The sequence below is a fragment of the Acinetobacter baumannii genome (assembly GCF_009759685.1).
In the GTDB taxonomy this organism is placed as follows: domain Bacteria; phylum Pseudomonadota; class Gammaproteobacteria; order Pseudomonadales; family Moraxellaceae; genus Acinetobacter; species Acinetobacter baumannii.
The window spans coordinates 3,299,217-3,317,741 of the sequence record NZ_CP046654.1 but is presented as its reverse complement, the minus strand read 5'-3'; the positions used below and the strand labels follow the sequence as shown (position 1 = coordinate 3,317,741).

The 18,525-nt window shown below is 36.7% G+C and carries 15 protein-coding genes; 2 read left to right on the top strand and 13 right to left on the bottom strand.

The window, feature by feature from the left end:
- Nucleotides 1–302 precede the first annotated feature (302 nt).
- From GO593_RS15880 to ybaK, 13 genes are all read right to left on the bottom strand, one after another.
- The gene (locus GO593_RS15880; RefSeq protein WP_000956976.1) at nt 303–923 is read right to left on the bottom strand and encodes a GNAT family N-acetyltransferase; all 621 of its coding nucleotides are present in this window, start codon (nt 921–923) and stop codon (nt 303–305) included.
- 134 nt (nt 924–1,057) lie between these two features.
- Nucleotides 1,058–1,396 carry a hypothetical protein gene (locus tag GO593_RS15875; protein ID WP_000006577.1) on the bottom strand — a complete coding sequence of 113 codons (339 nt, stop codon included), beginning with the start codon at nt 1,394–1,396 and terminating at the stop codon, nt 1,058–1,060.
- A complete protein-coding gene (locus GO593_RS15870; protein ID WP_001011335.1) occupies nt 1,393–2,916 on the bottom strand; it encodes a PepSY-associated TM helix domain-containing protein in 1,524 nt (507 codons plus the stop codon). Before GO593_RS15870 ends, GO593_RS15875 begins: the two co-directional genes overlap by 4 nt.
- The gene (locus tag GO593_RS15865) at nt 2,917–3,210 is read right to left on the bottom strand and encodes a hypothetical protein (protein WP_000018791.1); all 294 of its coding nucleotides are present in this window, start codon (nt 3,208–3,210) and stop codon (nt 2,917–2,919) included. It abuts the gene before it with no gap.
- Between the two features lie 84 nt (nt 3,211–3,294).
- Nucleotides 3,295–5,613 carry a TonB-dependent receptor gene (locus GO593_RS15860; RefSeq protein ID WP_000413999.1) on the bottom strand — a complete coding sequence of 773 codons (2,319 nt, stop codon included), beginning with the start codon at nt 5,611–5,613 and terminating at the stop codon, nt 3,295–3,297.
- Between the two features lie 85 nt (nt 5,614–5,698).
- On the bottom strand, nt 5,699–6,316 hold the full coding sequence (locus GO593_RS15855; protein WP_001071703.1) for an RraA family protein: 618 nt from the start codon (nt 6,314–6,316) through the stop codon (nt 5,699–5,701).
- Nucleotides 6,303–7,073, bottom strand: coding sequence for a (2Fe-2S)-binding protein (locus GO593_RS15850; RefSeq protein ID WP_001057317.1), 771 nt, complete (start codon nt 7,071–7,073; stop codon nt 6,303–6,305). The genes GO593_RS15855 and GO593_RS15850 overlap by 14 nt, the downstream gene beginning before the upstream one ends.
- 12 nt (nt 7,074–7,085) lie before the next feature.
- Complete coding sequence (locus GO593_RS15845) at nt 7,086–8,996, bottom strand: IucA/IucC family protein (RefSeq protein WP_000993045.1); 1,911 nt, start codon at nt 8,994–8,996, stop codon at nt 7,086–7,088.
- Between the two features lie 9 nt (nt 8,997–9,005).
- Nucleotides 9,006–10,847, bottom strand: a complete 1,842-nt coding sequence (locus tag GO593_RS15840) for an IucA/IucC family protein (protein ID WP_000531130.1) — start codon at nt 10,845–10,847, stop codon at nt 9,006–9,008.
- An 11-nt stretch (nt 10,848–10,858) separates the two neighbouring features.
- Entirely contained in the window at nt 10,859–12,298 is a 1,440-nt protein-coding gene (locus GO593_RS15835; RefSeq protein ID WP_000442390.1) for a DHA2 family efflux MFS transporter permease subunit, read from the bottom strand.
- Between the two features lie 20 nt (nt 12,299–12,318).
- Nucleotides 12,319–13,752 (bottom strand): lysine N(6)-hydroxylase/L-ornithine N(5)-oxygenase family protein, encoded by a 1,434-nt coding sequence (locus tag GO593_RS15830; RefSeq protein WP_000883669.1) that lies wholly within the window; start codon nt 13,750–13,752, stop codon nt 12,319–12,321.
- Nucleotides 13,745–15,529: an IucA/IucC family protein gene (locus tag GO593_RS15825; RefSeq protein WP_001156893.1), complete on the bottom strand. Its 1,785-nt coding sequence runs from the start codon at nt 15,527–15,529 to the stop codon at nt 13,745–13,747. Before GO593_RS15825 ends, GO593_RS15830 begins: the two co-directional genes overlap by 8 nt.
- A 373-nt stretch (nt 15,530–15,902) precedes the next feature.
- The gene (gene ybaK, locus GO593_RS15820) at nt 15,903–16,367 is read right to left on the bottom strand and encodes a Cys-tRNA(Pro) deacylase (RefSeq protein ID WP_000186525.1); all 465 of its coding nucleotides are present in this window, start codon (nt 16,365–16,367) and stop codon (nt 15,903–15,905) included.
- Between the two features lie 190 nt (nt 16,368–16,557).
- Between ybaK and GO593_RS15815 the strand changes: the two genes are divergently transcribed.
- Together GO593_RS15815 and GO593_RS15810 are read left to right on the top strand one after the other, a co-directional pair.
- Complete coding sequence (locus tag GO593_RS15815; protein ID WP_001983881.1) at nt 16,558–16,860, top strand: hypothetical protein; 303 nt, start codon at nt 16,558–16,560, stop codon at nt 16,858–16,860.
- Nucleotides 16,861–17,096: 236 nt separating this feature from the next.
- Nucleotides 17,097–18,470 (top strand): ABC1 kinase family protein, encoded by a 1,374-nt coding sequence (locus tag GO593_RS15810; RefSeq protein ID WP_000070798.1) that lies wholly within the window; start codon nt 17,097–17,099, stop codon nt 18,468–18,470.
- Nucleotides 18,471–18,525 lie beyond the last annotated feature (55 nt).

The following is an 18,525-nucleotide window of genomic DNA, read 5'->3' as shown; positions in this document are numbered from 1 at the left end:
TTCAGGGTATACAAAAAATTGCTAAAAAAGGCAGGATGATAATAAATGAAACATTAGTGGTTATTTTTTAATCAAAAATATAAGCAATCTGTTACTGAGAAGAGTTAAAAACTCAAAAAGGTTGAACAATATAGATAATTCTGAAACTGAGTTTTAAGCACAAAAGTAGCAAGCCTTCCTCGCGTGCTACTTTTGCTTCTTCTTTTTATGCGCTGATCATGTTTATTTTTCTTAGGTCCATTTACTGCTAAACAGACCTGCATTGTTTTTATTATGTCTTGCAGGTCTACCCATACCAGAAATTAACTCGCTTTTTGCTGTAATTTTTGTTGCGATGCCTGGTATAACTCAAAAAATCTGTCATAGAACTTTTCACGGAAACAGTAATACAACATTGCCGTTTTTTCCGGCATTGGAATTAAGCCCTGCTCTTCATAGCACATGTCTTCTACTACAGCCGCATAAGGCTTCACTGTATGATCAGGTTCTCCTACAATTCTATTTGTTGGGGAATTTTCAAAAATATAGAAATTCAATAAACGAATTGTTGGGCGCAAAAAGCCTCGACCAAAAGCAGATTTCTCCCCAAATAGTAAATGCCAACCTAAATCATTGTCTTCACCTTTATAATAACGAGCTAGGCGATCACGCTTCCCTTCATAAATTTCGGCATAACCCACGTCTTGACCATTGATTCCTACAATCATTAAACGTTGATGATCATCAGCTAGCATTTTTTCAAAATAAACTTTGAGTTCTATTTCGCTTTTATTTAATTGCCACTGAGGAATAACGTGTGGCTCATGCATCCAGCGGTGTAATAGTGGTATATCTTGAGGATACTGAACCTGACGTAATGAGTAGCTAACATCATTTTCAATATATTCAAAATAATCTGGGAGCTTTTGTGAAAGCGTAAGCATTATAACGGTCCTTGCTATGACATAACCTATAATTGATAATGATAATCATTTTTATTTAAGATGCAAGCTTATTTTTACTATTTTTTTTATTGCATAAATTATGGACAAAAAATTCAGCTTTCCCCTGCTAATATTTAAGGTACCAACTCAACAATCGAGAAAATAATTGCAACGACGATTACCATTAACCAAATAGGAATAAAATATTTTCTAAAAAAATAAAAAACAATAATTTGCAAAAAGAAAGCGGTTGTGATGATGGCAAAAAACCATGATAAGACTCCTACTGAGCTTCCTTCAAAGGAGCAATTCAAAAACAATGAACTAAGCAAAAATAATATGGTTGTTCCATATAAAATTCGTCTAGATGTACTTTTAAGCCAGCTATATTGAAGCTTTTTCTGACCAAATTGGCTGAGCATACATGCTTGCATTATGGCAGCAATAGCCCAAAATAATGATGCAAAGCTCATTTGGCCTCTCCTAACGTAATAAATTTGGTTTGGTAGAAGCGTAGTACTACTAAATAGAATAGCCCGAGCAGTATGAGCGCCAGATCAACACCGACAAGAGACCAATGCACAGACTTTAGACTATTTAATAAAGAGGCTTCTGGCACCAGAACGACACTAATAACTGGAATAAGGAATAAAACAGCAGCCGTAATATATAGCATGATGATTATTCCCTTCCTTATTGAGCAGCTAAAGCTAATCAATAAGCTTAATAGCCATGCTATATAAAATGCTGAAACCTCGTATAGTTCCCTCGGCTCAAATGAAGCAGGTATAATCCGACTAACCATTAAATAAAAGGCTGAGGCAAAAGGCAGCCCTAAGAAAGTAAAAAAGTTCAAATGTCTTACTAATCTATATCCAAATTTCTTTTGTTCTTTGATGCGCTTTTTTTGCCATAGTAATGCGCCTGCAACCAACATGACACATCCGATTATTCCTAAACAAGCAAAAATAAAACGCATCCAGATAGAAGCAAAGTAACCTAAATGAATCCCATAACTTGATGAACCTAATTGTGCTATTGCACTTAAATTTCGTGGCTGATTGAGTCGTTCAGCCGTATTTGTTGCAAAAATATATTGAGGAGTATTTAAGGTAATAATATTTTTATAGTTATAGTCAAATGTAATCACGCCATCGGCTGTATTAGGCTTTTGAACTTCAAATTTATCTAAAATAGCTCCAGATTCTGTTCGCTTAGGCATTTGTGCCATGAATTGATTAAAAGGTTGCATCGCTTCTGTTAAGGAAGGTTCTCGAGGTTTTGCCACCTCGGTAAACTGCATTTCATTATAGAACTTAGGTATACCAGCTTTACCATATTGTTCCGATAACCCCCATGGTAAAACTAGATAAAATAAAATCAACAGTCCAGTAAAGGCCATCACCAAATAAAAAGGAAAAGTGATAACTCCTGTTATGTGATGAAGATCTAATAAAGAACGCTGTCCTTTAAAAGCCCTAAATGTAAAAAACTCTTTAATAATTTTCTTATGCGTAATCACACCTGTGATTAAACTAATTAATAGAATTAAGGCAACAACTGCTACAACTAAGCTACCGAACGTGCTTGGCAAAGGATAAAGCGTGTAATGTAGTTTGAAAAAGAAATCTCCACCCAAAGTCTTCCTTACAGGCCCCAATAGCTCTCCGGTATTAGGGTTTTGTAGCTCTTGATGTTTCCCCTTTTTATCCTGCCATTGAAGTAGGTTCACAGGCATCCGCTCATTGGCTACTGTGACTCGCCATCTTTTGGCATTTGGTGCATGTTGGTTGAGATAGTTAAACGCAATTTGCGCAGAATGTTGTGCAGAAGGGATTGTTTGAATATGGCTGATTGCTTCTGGCTGTGCCCAAACATTAATTTCCGTCCGAAAATAAGCAATAGAGCCCGTAAAAAAAATGAAAAAGATAACCCAAAGAACAATAATTCCAAACCAACTGTGTAGTATTGCCTGAATTTGACGAAAATTCATTTAAGCCACTCCCCATTTAGCTAATAGCCAATAGCTCACTAATAACACTACGCCTAAGCTATTGATCATCCAAAACCATAGTTTTGATAAAATGGAACTCGTAAAGACAATATAAAAAATAAAAAAGATAAAACTGATAAATACCGAAAAATAAACATTCTCTGCTTTAGCAAAAGGTAACCATTTGGCCAAAACAAGGCTGAGCCATGAACTGTAGCAATAAGCGGCTAAACAGATAAAAAAGATCCTGCTATAGGTAAAATTAAAATTTTCTTGTTTTTTTAGATGACTCATTTAAATGGCCTTAAAAATTTAAATATGCCAGATTTGATTGAAAGAAATACCTGCTCTATACAGGCATCTCTTTCGTTAGTTGCATTAATAGTTAAAAGTATAACTTAAACCATAAGTACGGCCTTCTGCAGGGATTGCTAACAACGGATTAGCATTAGAGACGGCTGCTTGCTGAGCAAATACTGTTCGATACTGACGGTTCCACACGTTATAAACACCAAAATCTACACGACCTTTCCAAGCCGGGAAATGTGCTAATACATCCATAGTGGTATAACCTTTGATTTGCGCAGCACTATTCGCATCATTCTTTACAGCGTTTTGGAAAGCTTCATCTTGAGTTGTTGCAAATGCGGCTAATTCACGGTCATCTTTATAAGCTTTATTTGTTCCTTTAATAGCTTGCATCTGAACACGAACACCATACCCTTCATTATTATCCCATTCAGCAAAAAGGGTTCCTTTCACTGGAGCAACCGTAAATGAGTTTAATTCATGCCATTTATTCGCCACGTCTTTATACTGACCACGGGTATATCCTAAAGTGCCACCGACCTTATAATTTTCCATAAATGGATAACTAATAGTTGCTTCCGCCCCGTATACTCTTTGATCTGTATCTACAACCTTTGCTGCACGATTGTTGAATTGGACAGTTTTATCCGAAGTATTGTAAAAACCAGTCAATCCCAGATTTAAGCCATCATCCTGATTCAAACGCCAACCTAGTTCATAACTATTTACTGTAATTGGCTGTAGATTTGCTGTTGAAACGGTATAAGTAGAAACGTCGCGCAACATACGTTGTACGTCGGGGAAACTGAAGCCCTGAGAGAAATTAGCATATAGCTGTTGTGCATCTGTAAGTTTATAAACTGCACCTAAATTAAATAACGGCTTATCATCATGTGTTGATCCTGCCGGAACCATTGTTGTCTCTCGGCTAGGAATATAAGCATCAGTATCCGCTTGAATATATTGATAACGAATACCTGCTTGCAAGTTCAATTTATCCGTAACTGCATAATCGCTTTGAACAAATGCTCCAATATTTTGAATTTCAGTGTTTGGTCCATAACCTTTACGTTGGCCTGTTGGCGTATACACTAAATAAGGATATTGAGTTGCCAAAATATCAACAAATTGCTTATCTTTTTCCCAATCATAATCAAGGCCATAGGTTATTTTCATATCCCGATTGGCGATATTAAGATCGGTTTGCATAGTTGAACGTAATCCAGCTACTTCAATTTCTGATTGAGACTGGTTTACAGAAGTCACGGATTTATTTGATAGGCCATATGGGAAGAAACGTGATTTTTCATTTCTATAATATGCTTCAACATTTAGTATTTGGCCCAAAAAGTCTTGATTTTGATACTGTGAATTAACAACATAACGCTCGGTAAATAATGGATTACTAAGCTTTAAACCTTTAATTGCCTTATAAGTTGGCGTTGTAGCATCATTACTCTTAGAGGTTGTCGGTAAATAAGAGTAATCAGGTCCGTAGTCAGTATCCTGCTTATCTTTATAGTACTGGGCACCAAAGCTCAATGTCTGAGTATCATTTAAATTGAAATTTAAACGCCCATTTACATCGATAGTATCAGTGTCCATCGTACTACCTTGCCAAGGGCTTAAGGAAATTCTATCGCCATTTCCATCAAATTGAGACCCTCTACTTGTAAAATTAGCCCCTAAGAAACCATCCATATTGCCTTTATTAAATGAGACAGATTGTCCGACTTCATAAGCTAAGCCGTCACTACGGAATGTATCCGAAGATGTAATGCCTACTTTTGTTTCAAAGCTAAGTGGTTTAGATGTATCTGCTCTTTTAGTAATAATATTAATAATACCGCCAGTAGCACCTGACCCATAAATACTAGTCGCACCCGAAATTACTTCAATGCGTTCAATCATACCAGGACTAATACTATTTAATTGACGAGAAACATCGCGAGAACCTGTTTGCGAAACACCGTCGATCATGACTAATACGTTTCGTCCACGCATTGTCTGGCCATAATTACTTGTTGTTCCACTACTTGATGCAAGAGATGGTACAAGTTGAGCAAGAATATCAGCAACTTTACGACCTGCCGTAGCTTGCTGGATAATTTGTTTCTGATCAATAGATTGAACTGTACCCGCAATCTCTGCAATATTTTTTGGTGTACGAGTCGCAGTTACTACAATCTTTTGCAATTGGGTTACTGGTTTTTGTGTTGCATTTTCACTTACCTCAGCCGTTTGAGTTACGGTTTCTGCATAAGCCTGCTGTGCAAAAATAGCCGATATGGCAAGACAACAAGGTGTCATCTTAAAAAGTACTTGTTTTGAACGTATGTGATTACGTGATTTAACCCCAATCTTATTGTTTACATTCATTTTTTCCATTTCTCCCTAGCCCAAATGTTACTCAACGATTTTTCAAGAGGCACGACATCATACTAAATACGAACATTAATGAGAATGATTTTTATTAAAAATAATAGTCATCTATGTTATTTTTTAAAAAGAATTCATTTTTCTTATTTTGTTCATTTTGCTCAAGCATTTGAAATTCTTCTAAATATTGCTGTGCCACATCCATTTTTATTATAAATATTCCATCTGCATCCCCTACAATCAGATCTCCAGTTTGTACAATGGTATGATTAATATGAATCTTGGCATCTATTTCAACGAGACTTTCCCCTTCATTGCGAGTGGTTAAACAACTGGTTGTATGAGCAAATATAGGAAGTTTGAGTTTAAGTAAAGCCTGCCGATCTGTAATAGCACCTAAGACCACAACGCCAGCCAGACCACAGTGTATAGCGGCTACGCTCCTTTGCTCTCCCCAGCAAGCACGTTGTAGATCATATCTTGCATCAATAACGAGAACTTCATTTGGTTGACAACTCATCAAGACTTGTCTTAAACCACTCGCATTGATCGACTCAATCCGAACCGTACGTACAATCCCTACCACCTTATCTTCAGGTCTTAAGGGAAATACCTGTGGAATATATCCCTGATCAAGTACATGACCAATAGTAGAGGTTGCTATTTCTTTATATGCTGTAACAAGTGCTTTAGAAGTATCAATTTGATTCATCTTTAAATTTTCCGATTTCTTTTAAACGTAAGGGACAATTACGGCATAAGGTCTGCTCAGCCTCTTCGAGCTGAAAATAGAAACAGCATTTTTGTCTCATAAAAGTATTAAATTCTGGATGCCATCCATTCCATAAACGCACAAATGGATTTTCAGTTAAATAAAAACTTTCGGCAGCTTTTGACTTAAAGAATTGTTTTTGCTGTTCTAACCGAGACTGTATATCCGGATTTAGATTTTGATTTGTAAAAGAATGATAAAACTGTACTACTCGAACAGCTACATTTTCCCAGAGTAATACATAAGGTACGCGACCTATTTTCGCTAACTGCTTAAATAGCACATTCAGTTGTTCTATCAAGTCATTAAACTCTTGCAAATGTATAATCTGAAAAGAATAAAAACTTGTTTGGTTTAACTGTAAAGTCCTATCCCAATACCATTGTTCCGGCAAGTCTATAACTAATGCTGAACTATCCCATTTTACAAATGGCAAAACAGCCGCATGGCAATATAAAAAAGGTAAGATCCAACTTGTACACCAATATTTGACAAACAATGAGGTCGCACAAGTTAGATTTTTAGCATGAATACGTGTTGCAAAATCCTGTAACACCTGTCGACATACATCATCATTCAACAGACAATCTAAGGTCGTTGAACTTTCAGGTAGTATTTGAACATTTAATTTCAGACGCTGTTGCAATATAGGCAGAGTTGCGCACTTCTCTGCCTGTATTTTAAAAGACATATTCATCGTCAGATATCACTAACAATTTAAGGCATACCAAAGGGGGTTTCGGGTTTTCCCAATTCCCGATGGCATACTACCAATCCGTGTATCTTGTTCTAGCAAAGGTCGAAGTAACTGCTTATATGGCCATTCAGGCACTTCAAATAGTAAATGTTGGAGCTGAGTCAAAATCTCTGGCTGGAAGTTTAGATTTTGAATAACTTGCTGTAACGCATGAGCAAGTACAGACCATAGATCCTTAACTTCAATTTGATAATGACTCGCTAAATTATCAACAATACACCCTAGATTAACCTGAATACCTAAAGTTTGAATATAAAATAACAGAGCCTCTACCGATTCATGATAAAGCGTATTTCTAAAATCATGGGGACTCAAATAATTAGGATCTTTCAATCCGCTTTGCTCTACCCAAGGTAAATAAATACGTAATGAATCATGATCACGGAACATCAATCCATCAAATTCGCCATTTTTCAACACAAGACATATGTTTTGCCCATGAATTTCACCCATAAGCCCTAAGCGGAATAATCGCAAATTTACATCAAAGAAACATGTACACAGTTTCTCAAACTCGATAAGTATCTGCTTGGAGTTTATGTCCTTGTGTTGAAGCTGCAAAATATAATCAAAAATGGCAGGCTCACCCATAATTGTATGTCCAAGACTTGCCATTGGTATAAGTTGATAAGGTTCTTGCAATAATTCAGCTGGAATATGACGGCGCTGAGCTGCCAAATGGGTAGGTTTCTCTACAAATAACCACTCATTGTCTGCTGTCCGATCATTTTGCTTCTCGGGTAAATATGACCACCATTGTGTTTCTTCACAAAGCCATAATTTTTGTTTTAAGACAGCATCTTTTGCCTTGGCTTGCTGTAATAATTTCTGATTTTTTTCACCATTAATCATTTTCACAATAGGCAAAAATCTTAATGAACCAAGAGCTTTAATTCCTATCGGTAATTTTAGACTTTCTTCTAAAACATTTTTTGATAAGAGGCTACGCATAGACGCGCTGGCATACATTCCTTTAGAGATAAAATTCAAAGGATGACAAATGCCGTCGGCAATATCATCCGCATAGAACTTGGGAAATAAATGCTCAAATTGCCAAGGATGAATTGGCATTGCAATGTGGGTTTCATTTAACCCACGTTGAAACATTTCCTGTTTTAATTGATATCGCTCAGCACGAGGAATAAAAATTTCGCTTGGCTGTTGTTTGAAAATATTTTCTACCCCATCACCAAACATCATTTTATCCTTATGTACAGCCACCCAATGAATAGATAATTCTTGAGCAAATTCCGGACAATATTGCATATACTCTTGCTGACTGAGACCTTCTTTTAATTTGGCTAAAGGATGATATGGGCGGTCCCGATAACCTGCATATTGCTCTAAAATGCGGAATCTATGTGCCAAGCTTTGATTCAATAAATCATGTGCATTTACCCGATGCTGTTGTAATAAATGATATTGCTTTAAACATTTTTGCAGCTGCTCATAAAAGGCTTGAACTTTATCAGCACTACAATGATTAAAAAGACCTATCGCTTGAATAAACTCAAAAAGTTCTATTATCCCAATCACATTGATCTGAACATGATCATTTGTGCGTTCCAATAGAAAAACTTCTGTTTCATTAGCAAGCTTCCAGGCTTGAGTAATACCTTTTTGTACCGCAAACATGACCAAGCCTTGCCGACTCTCTTCGTGTAATAGCACAAAAGAAAATTGTTCAGACGTGTTTTTAAATACTTCTTGAAGATTTTTGCCATGTTGATTTAGCGCAGTTTGGGCAGTCGCAAAATCAAAAATAAACTGTTCAGGGATAATCGTTTCAACCAGAAGACTATTGATAAAATCCTGTAAGATTCCTTGGTCCATTACTTGATAAACGGGCTGAAGTGCATTCATAGATAAATCTCACTTCACCTGCAATTTAAAAGGAGCTAACGGGTTATCGACAAATTTAATTTGTATACTACGATCGCCAAATAAACGCCGTTTAGTTAATGACTCAATGCGTAATTTTTCGGCAAAAACATCAAATAATTGGTAACGTGAAGCATGCTCTGGATGTTGCTGCTGGTAATTTTGGATGACTTCCGCAGCCCATTGCCAGAAACTTTTTTCTGGAAGATCAAAGTTTTGATTTAAAAATATTGCAATATCGGTTAAAGCGACAAAAAACAGACAGGCACAGCTAAAATCACGAATACCATTTAAATCATCTGTCAAAATAAATGACATACTGTTGGTTTTTGCATGCTCAGGCGGCAACTGATCGAGTTCAGGAGCCAATTCAGGGTGTGCTAAATGTGCTGGACTATAGCGCACACCATCATGGAAGTCCTTTAAAAGAACTCGCGTTGGCCAACCTTGTTTATGTACAAGAATAATATTTTGGCCATGTGATTCAGTTGCAATTCCCTCCGCAAAAAGTAAATGAATCAAAGGAGTAATCACAACTTTCAAAAGTTGACGTGTCCATGATTCAACACCATATTGCTGTAACCATGGCGCAATTAATGCTTGCCCATCTTTTTGGATATGACTCACGCCATTTAACGGTATTGCATCTTCACCTTCACGTAAATATTGATGCACACTCTCACGCCATAGACATCCAATTGTGCCATAGGCCTGTTGAGCATGTGATTTTGGCAATTTAGTAAAATCCACGCTTAAACCATACACTTCATGTAATACAGCAAAATCAAGCTCTTGGGCGGTTTTGCTCTGTTTAATTAAACGTTGCAACCAGTCTGTAATAATTGGCCCATTCATTACTGTATGTTTTGCCAGAACACGTGAGCTTGATGTGTTAGTTAGACTCATGGACAGTTTGATATAAGGCTTTTCCGGATGCTGCAAGTTAGTCATAGTGCGTAGAGATTGTTGGGCTAAATAGCGATCCTGACTTTGCCCTAAATAAACAATTTTGCCATTTAGAATTTCTTCAGCAAAAATAGAAATTAAATGGTTTTCCCATTGCCAAGGATGAACCGGAATCCAAATATATTCTTCAGCCTTCAAATCACGATCTGAGAGATGTTGCAGGAATAGCTCTTGGTCTTGTGAATTCAATTGCTCCTTAAAAAATAAATCTGGCTCTATATCTTCTGAATGTTTTTTTGCAACAATGTCCTGATGCACAGCCAACCAGACCAAGGCGATTGGTTGGGCGAACTCTACCCCATAGCGTACATTGTCTTGTAAACTAAAACCTACACGTGACTTGTAACACGGATGATATGGATGACCATCCATTAAATATGATTCTAAAATATCATATGGATATTGAATTGCCGGCAAAGCATAGTGATCAAAACATGCTTGAGACTGTAAATCATGAATAAATGTTCGTTTTAATTCAAAAATAAAATCTTCAACTTTTGCTGCATCGGTTATGGTTCTAAGAATTTCATCAATAACTAAATTTAAAGTAGCAATCTGATAATGACCGTTTTCATCTTGACGAAATACATCCTGATTGCGGACGAGACGTACCAGCTTGTAACTATATTGTCTTTGCCCTGCAGCGACATAACGAATGGTTTGGCCCTGACTATTTTGTACTTCTATAATAAAATTTTTTCCATCATATTCTGAATGAATAATATCTTCAAAAATTAAAGCTTGAAGTAATTGTTTAATAACACGTTGCTCAACATATTTTGCCTGATCCGAATTTGGATGCTGCCAAGCCTGTAAAGCATTTTGAATCACATGTGTATTTGATAAAACTGGATGTAATTGTCCCATTTTTATTAATCCTATTTCTTTAATTGGTCGATTCTGTACTGTTCAGGAAAACGCCATGCGAAAGGCAAAGTGCAAAGTATAAGAATTGCACAACACACAAAGATTTCCTGCATAGTGTGAAATGATGTAAATATTGCTTGAGTATTTAACGGCAATGATTGTTGTCTTAGCTGAAGATATAACGCGGCAATAACGACTGCCACTGCAGCAAAAATACGTCGGAATAAATTATTTAGAGCGGCCGCTTGAGTAACTAGATGCTGTTGCTGCTGGCGTAAGCTGTTCAAGCCTGCCGTAGTCGATGGCATATAAGAAAGTCCCATTCCTAAGCCATGTAATATCATACAAAACACAATAAACCAGACATTTTGTACAGGTGCCCAAGCAAGCAAAAGAAAAGAAGCCACAGTAATCATTAGTCCAAGAGACATGATTTTTGCAGCACCGTAACGATCTAGATATTTTCCGGCAGGTTGACTACAAATACCGGTAACTACTGCACTGCTCATTAGCGCAAAACCAGTCCAAAGCGGGCTTAACTTTAGAAGGTGCTGTATCCATAGTGGAATGAGCAACATGCCAATAAATAAGCCTACTGTTTGTGCCACACAAATGACTAAGCTGTAGCGGAAACCCTTCGTAGCAAACAAAGCTAGCTCGATTAATGGCATAGACTTATTCTTTTGTACAAAAATAAATCTTATAAAAAGCAGCACACTTAGAACTAAAAGCACACCATATAGAGGTTGAAGTAAGTCCTGAATTTGATGGATTTGGCTCAGTGTCCCAAGTAATAAAACTATGCTTGAACCGAGAAAAAAGAATCCTGCCCAGTCAAACTCTTGCTTATTGTCCCCTTGCTCTTTAGGTAGAAAAACATAGCCTAAAATTAATGCCAGACAAGCAACAGGTAAATTGATAAAAAATAAGGCCTTCCAATTAAGCCATACCAAAACCAGTGCTCCGAGCATAGGCCCAACTGCTAAGGTTAGCATGATCATGGCACCCCATAATCCTGTCGTACTTCCCCGTTGTTCACTTGGCGTAACTGAAAAAATTAGTCCAAGAGATAATGGAATCATTAATCCGCTACAAAAGCCTTGCAGAGCTCTAGCAATCAACACCGATTCAAACTGATTAAATAAACCACCTGCTGTAGAAGCCAAAGCAAACCCCAATAAGGCAATTAAATAAATTGACCGCTTACCAAAACGCTGGCTTAGGAAACCAGCTAAAGGCAAACTGATACTCATTGCTAATAAAAAGGCAACAACGACCCAACTTGCCCATACCTCACCTACCTGAAAATAGGACATTAAATGAGGTATTGCAGGGTTGAAACTACTGTTATTTAAACTAACCGTACCTGTACCAAGCATAACCGTCAGAAGTACGTAGCGTTGTAAACTTTGCTCATGAGGTTGAGCCGCGGACACAGAAGAACGTTCCATACACATATCCTCTGTTTAGCTTATTCAATATGCTCAGATAATTTACTTCGTGCATACGCTCCCAAAGCAGAATGATGCATTGGCCCTGATTTATTTAAGGGTCTTGAAAACTCAGTTATTTTTGAGGCTGCAATATTGCGAACAGAAACTTCTTCTTGCGCTGATGCATTCACTCCAAATTGTTGGAATGACTGAGAATGATCAAGTTTGAATAGCTCTTCACCAACCAATTGATTTGCAATTGTGGCTGCCCTATATGCTCCTAAGCCTAAATCAGGCGTACCTACGCCGTGGTGATAAACTTCCATATTTTGAATAAATATAGATCCCTCACCTTGATAATTGACTTTAAAGTTTGAACCCACCTGCCAATGGTCGGCCTGATCTCGTATGATTAAAGATTGTAAATTTTGTAGAAACTTAGGGTTTGGATAACGATAACCCGTTGCTGCAATAACACAATCAGCCTCCAGAATATAATTCTTATTTTGCTGACGGTGTTCAAAACACAACTTTGTTTTCTGGTTTTCTAAGAGCTCTGCATATTGCAGTTGATGATGTCCAGCCAACGTAACATCTGTAGGCATTCCACCGATACTACGATGATATAAACGCTCATAAATATCACGTATCGTTTTACTGCTAATACCTTTATATAAATTTGCTTGTTGCGCTGGTAACTCTGCCTTTAAACCTGAAGGTAAATGGTAAAAATAATGCATGTAATCCGGACTAAAATGTTCTAAACCGAATGGTGTATTTTCCATTGGAAAGAAACCAGCAGAACGGGTTAACCAATAAAGATGAAAGTCTGGTGTAGTTCGACCATTCATATACTGACGATCAAATAGATCTAAAAAAATTTCTGCTGCAGACTGTCCAGAACCAATTAAAACTACATTTCCTGATAACTTCTGGGAGCTGTACTGTAAATATTCTGATGAATGCAGGCAGGTTCCTGATTTTGAGTAAATCTGTTGTAAGCTTTCTGGTAAATGTGGAGTTGTACCCACTCCCAATACCAATTGTCGAGTACGATAATGTTGGTGGTGCCCATTACACACTACCTCCACATCAAATCCACCTTTAATCGGTTTAATATCCAGCACATGGCTACTAAACTCAATATGGTTAAGTTGTTCTACAACCCATTGACAATAATGATTATATTCCTGACGCGGTATATACAGATTTTCTCTAAAATAGAATTTATATAAACGTTGATGGTGTTTTAAATAATTTAAAAAACTAAAAGGGCTGGTTGGCTCAACCATACTAACCAAATCAGCCATAAAAGGAACTTGTAACATCGCATTGGGCAATTGCATACCAGCATGCCAGTCAAATTTCTCACGCTGATCAAAAAAGCGATATTGCAGCTCGCTTTTATCATGTAACAGACTAGCCAGACTTAAATTAAACGGCCCCAGTCCAATTCCAATAAAATCAAGCATAACTCACATCCTTCTGTTCAACGTACAGTGGATTTGGTAGCTGCACATACACAGACTGATGTTCTAATGGAGCAATAAGCTCATCTAATTCATGTAAACGTGTAAGTAAATTGCCTTTATACGGTAAAGAATCGTTAAACAATAAACCCTGTAATAATGTACTATCTGGGTATTGCTCTAATAATTGAAGTAAATTTTGTTGCAAATGGATTAACAGTTCATCTTCAGAGATATAGCCAGTTGCTCCAATTGCATTAATCAAACCAAATAAAGTGTTGCCAAAGAAATAATAACTAAAGCGTTCATCCACAAAATCTTTAGGACCAACCGCATGAGCTTTTTCTAGTAAATCTGGTAATGCTTCTACAATTTCAGTTGCAAACTCTTCAATATAATAAAAGCCTTGGTTGTCACGTAACCAGAGATTTTTCGGTAAACCATCTTCTAGCTCAAGCAATACATTTTGTTGATGCGATTCAAAAGCCATACCGTATTTATGATAAACATACATTAACGGAGCCAAGCCAATCTTCAAGAAATGATCAAACCAATCCAAAGCAATTTCTTTAAAATTCGTTTGTTGATTTTTCTGAGCAATTTGGTCAAATAAAGCATTAAAACGATTTAACTCTTTATTTGGATGGTCTTGACATAAAGATGCAATACAAGTGACTTGTTGCTGTACTGCAAATGGTTGATCACGGAAAATACAAATTGTCTCGTTAATAATCTCGCCGTCTATTTGCAGAGCTATCCAGGCTGGATCATTAACTGCTTTCAATGTTGGGCACTGTTTTAATATTTTTTTACCTAAATCACTGTGCCATAAACGATAAGAAATTTCGCCACGATGACACTCTTTTGCCAAATTCACTCGAATTGAATTAGTGATCATGACTGATAGTGAAGTTTTAACCATCCAAGGGGCGTTAAAACTTGCTAAGGTCCGAATTGATGTAGTCGGTGAAGATTGCCATCCACGTAAACCAATATCAATTAACTGTCCTGTTTGTTTTAATTGCTCAAACCAAGGTTTACCTTGTAAATAACGAGCTTGCCAAGGATGTAGTGGCAATAATTTAAATTCAACATGAGTCTTTAACAGGTTTAAATCGCTTTCGGACAAATACCAACGGATTGCGTCTTTAACTTGATCTGAAATTGGCTGCTCAGTTGCACAACCTTCAGCAATATAATTCTGATGAACAAGCCAATAATGTAACTGGGTTTTTCCAGCATGTTCAGGTGAAAACTTCAACCAATCTTCATGAACAAAACCATTCCGGCTTTTAGGCGCTGGGTGCATACTATGACCCAAAATTAATGCCTGTTCACTTTCAATAAAATTCTGCCCAGCCTTTACTAAATCATCGAAATCATTGTGGCGTTGTTTTAAGAATTGTAGTAGCGCGTCCCGGCTTTGTATCCATTTCTCTAACAATGAAGCAGCATCTAATTTGAATTGAGATTCAATAACCAACTCTTCAAGTAAAAGACTAACAATGGTTCCTGCACTGATTTTTTGCCATTGACCATCAATACACATTTTCGGTAAAGCAGCGAGACGATGGCGTCCTACACGACTTACATAAGATAAAGGTACAGAACATTCTGCTTGTATAGAAGGAAGAGGAAGAGTTAACAGCGTCAAACCAGAGCTAAACGCTTGTTGAGTTGAACTTTGTTGGTCAAAAGAAAGTAAATATCCTTTGCCAGTCTCTTGCATATAAGCGTTGACGAAATTTTGTATCGCCAATCGGTTGGCAAGTTCTTGCATCTGACTACATCCTATTCAGAATCTTAAGCTTTTGTTTTAAAAAAATTTCTTTTTAACAATTTGTTAAAAACAACTGCTTAATCATATTTAGTTTATGATTTTTCTACTCAGTCAATGTAAGGCTAAGAATAATATTAATGATAATTATTATCATTTCATTATTCAACATGCTGAATAATTTTTCTTTTTTTAATAACTTTTTGAAATTAAATATGTTTATTCTAAGAGTGACTACTTAATGTAAATTTCTTCACTAAATTTAACAATAGTATTAAATGATAATATTCTCATTTACAATAGGTTTTCATTATAAAACCCGATTTGAGCCAACCCACTCCTGCTTAAATTAATAAGTAGTCACCTTTTCATAAATTTAATCAAGTAGGTCTACAAATTGCGCCGTTAATATTTGTGCTAAATCTTTAGGATTTACACCAATATCTAACCCTCTCTTACCGCCACTTACATAAATTTTGCTGAGCTCTTGTGCAGAGGCATCAATTACTGTCTTCAAACGTTTCTTTTGGCCTAAAGGACTAATTCCACCCACTAAGTACCCTGTTAAACGTTCGGCATCTTTAGGATTTGCCATCTGTAGTTTTTTACACCCCACTGCCGTAGCTACTTTTTTTAAATTGAGTTGATAGTTAACTGGTATAACCGCAACAAAATAATTTTTCTCATCGGTAACCAGAAGTGTTTTAAACACCTCATTTACATTAAGGTTTAATTTTTCAGCAGCCTCTAAGCCAAAACTTTTAGCATTTGCGTCATGTTCATATTCATGGGTAGAAAATTCGATTTTGTTACTTTTTAACAGTCTACATGCAGGAGTCATAGGAGTTTAAAATTTAGTGAAATGATATTGATTATATTTATTTTAAGGAAAGTTTAAAATTTACTTAGGCTATTTACATCATTTACATGAAAAATCAAACGAACACCGAACAAAAAACAATCTAAACTTGATATTGAGTAGATGACTCCAATATATTTAGTTGAGATTTAAAGTCTGAACTGGCGAATTTATGAGTTACAAACACAATAATCTGATGGCAATGCGTCACCGTTTTTGGGATGAGTCTTCAGATCATGTATTAAATGAAAAGCAATTTTTACAGCAGACCTTAATCGAACAAGGCATTTTTAATAATGCGACTTTTGATGATGTTAAGTACTTTTTCTATACACTGCCTAGCATCATTATTGTAAAGGCTCATGCGCTTGGTTTTATGCATGATTCCGTCAAGCAAATGGTTATTCAACATATTCAAGCTAATCGTATACATTTAATGCAAAAGGCTGAATTGAAAATTCAATTTAAAATGTAATTTTACGGTTAGCATCTAATACGACGTTTTGTAGTGGTTTATTTTTCTGAGTGGTGGATATTTTAATTTTCTCTCTAACGCTTAGGCTATTTTTAGAAAATTAAAATCTAAAATGAGACTTTCAACTCACCATTCAGTCTGAGGGAACTATTTTAATACGTTCAAAACATGTAATATTCGTTACAATTTTAGATCACCAGCGTTTGGCTGCATGATGCGCATAGGATTCTATTTTCATGTCAAATCAGAACGATAAGCTTAAGAGTTTAAAAACTTCTTCCATGGATCGACGCTTATCAATCGCGAAAGCTTCTTTACTGGCAGGAACACGTTGGGCTACTGCAAGTGCCTCTTCCCTCTTTTCTAGTGAAGAAGAAAAAGAGAAGAAGCGTAAAAAGGCAATGAGCGAGCAAGCTAATTATCTTGTTTCTGAAATTGGCAAACTTAAAGGTTCTATTGTCAAGATTGGCCAAATGATGGCGCTTTATGGTGAACATTTTTTACCTGAAGAAATTACTCAAGCTTTAAATACCTTAAATAACCAAACTGTTGCTTTAGACTGGCCAGCAATTAAACCTCATTTACAAGAACAACTAGGTTCTAAGTTAAATGATCTAACAATTGACCATGAGCCTATCGGTACGGCTTCTCTGGCACAAGTTCATCGCGCAACACGTAAGTCAGACGGTTTAGAGTTAGTTTTAAAAATTCAATACCCTGGTGTTGCGAATGCAATTGACTCCGATATGAGTCTGTTTAAAAACATGCTTAAGCTTACACGTATGGTTCCTCAAACTCGTGAGTTTGATCAGTGGTTTGATGAAGTACGTGAAATGATGCATCGTGAAGTCAATTATCACGTAGAGGCAGCCACAACACGTCGCTTTGCTGAGCGTTTAAAAGATGATGAGCGCTATATCGTCCCTACAATTGTAGATGAATACTGTACCGATCAAGTCTTATGTATGACCTTTGAACGTGGCGTGCCAATTAATAGTCCAGTCATGCTTTCCCTTCCTCAAGAACGTCGCAATCAACTCGGTGAAGCTTCACTAGAGATTGCAGTTCGTGAGATTTTTGAATGGGGTGAAATGCAAACTGACCCTAACTTTGGTAACTACCTTGTTCGTTTAGGTAATGGCCAAGACATTCAGGATAAAATTGTACTATTAGACTTTGGTGCGATCCGTCAGTTCGATGAACATTTACTCTCAGTTGCGCGTAATCTTATACAAGCGGGTTATCAGCATGATAAACATGCGATGGTCCAAGCAATGACTGGATATGAGTTTTTCGATGCAATGCCTGAAAGTATTAAACCCGGCATGGCCGATGTGTTTTTACTTGCGACAGAAGCATTCAGTACGCCTGCAAATAATCCAGATATGCCAGCTGGCCTGATGGATGAACATGAACGTTATGACTGGAAAAAGAGCCAGTTACATAGTCGTGTTATGCAGCAAGCAAGCAAATCAATGGCGTCTCGATATTTCTCGGTTCCTCCAAAAGAATTTATGTTTATTAGCCGTAAGTTTATTGGCGCATATACATTTATGACTGTTATTGATGCCAAAACAAATGTACGACGTATGATTCGTAACTTTGCTTAATATTATTAAGACTAGAATGATTCCGTGTCATTCTAGTCAATCCAAACAAAATAGT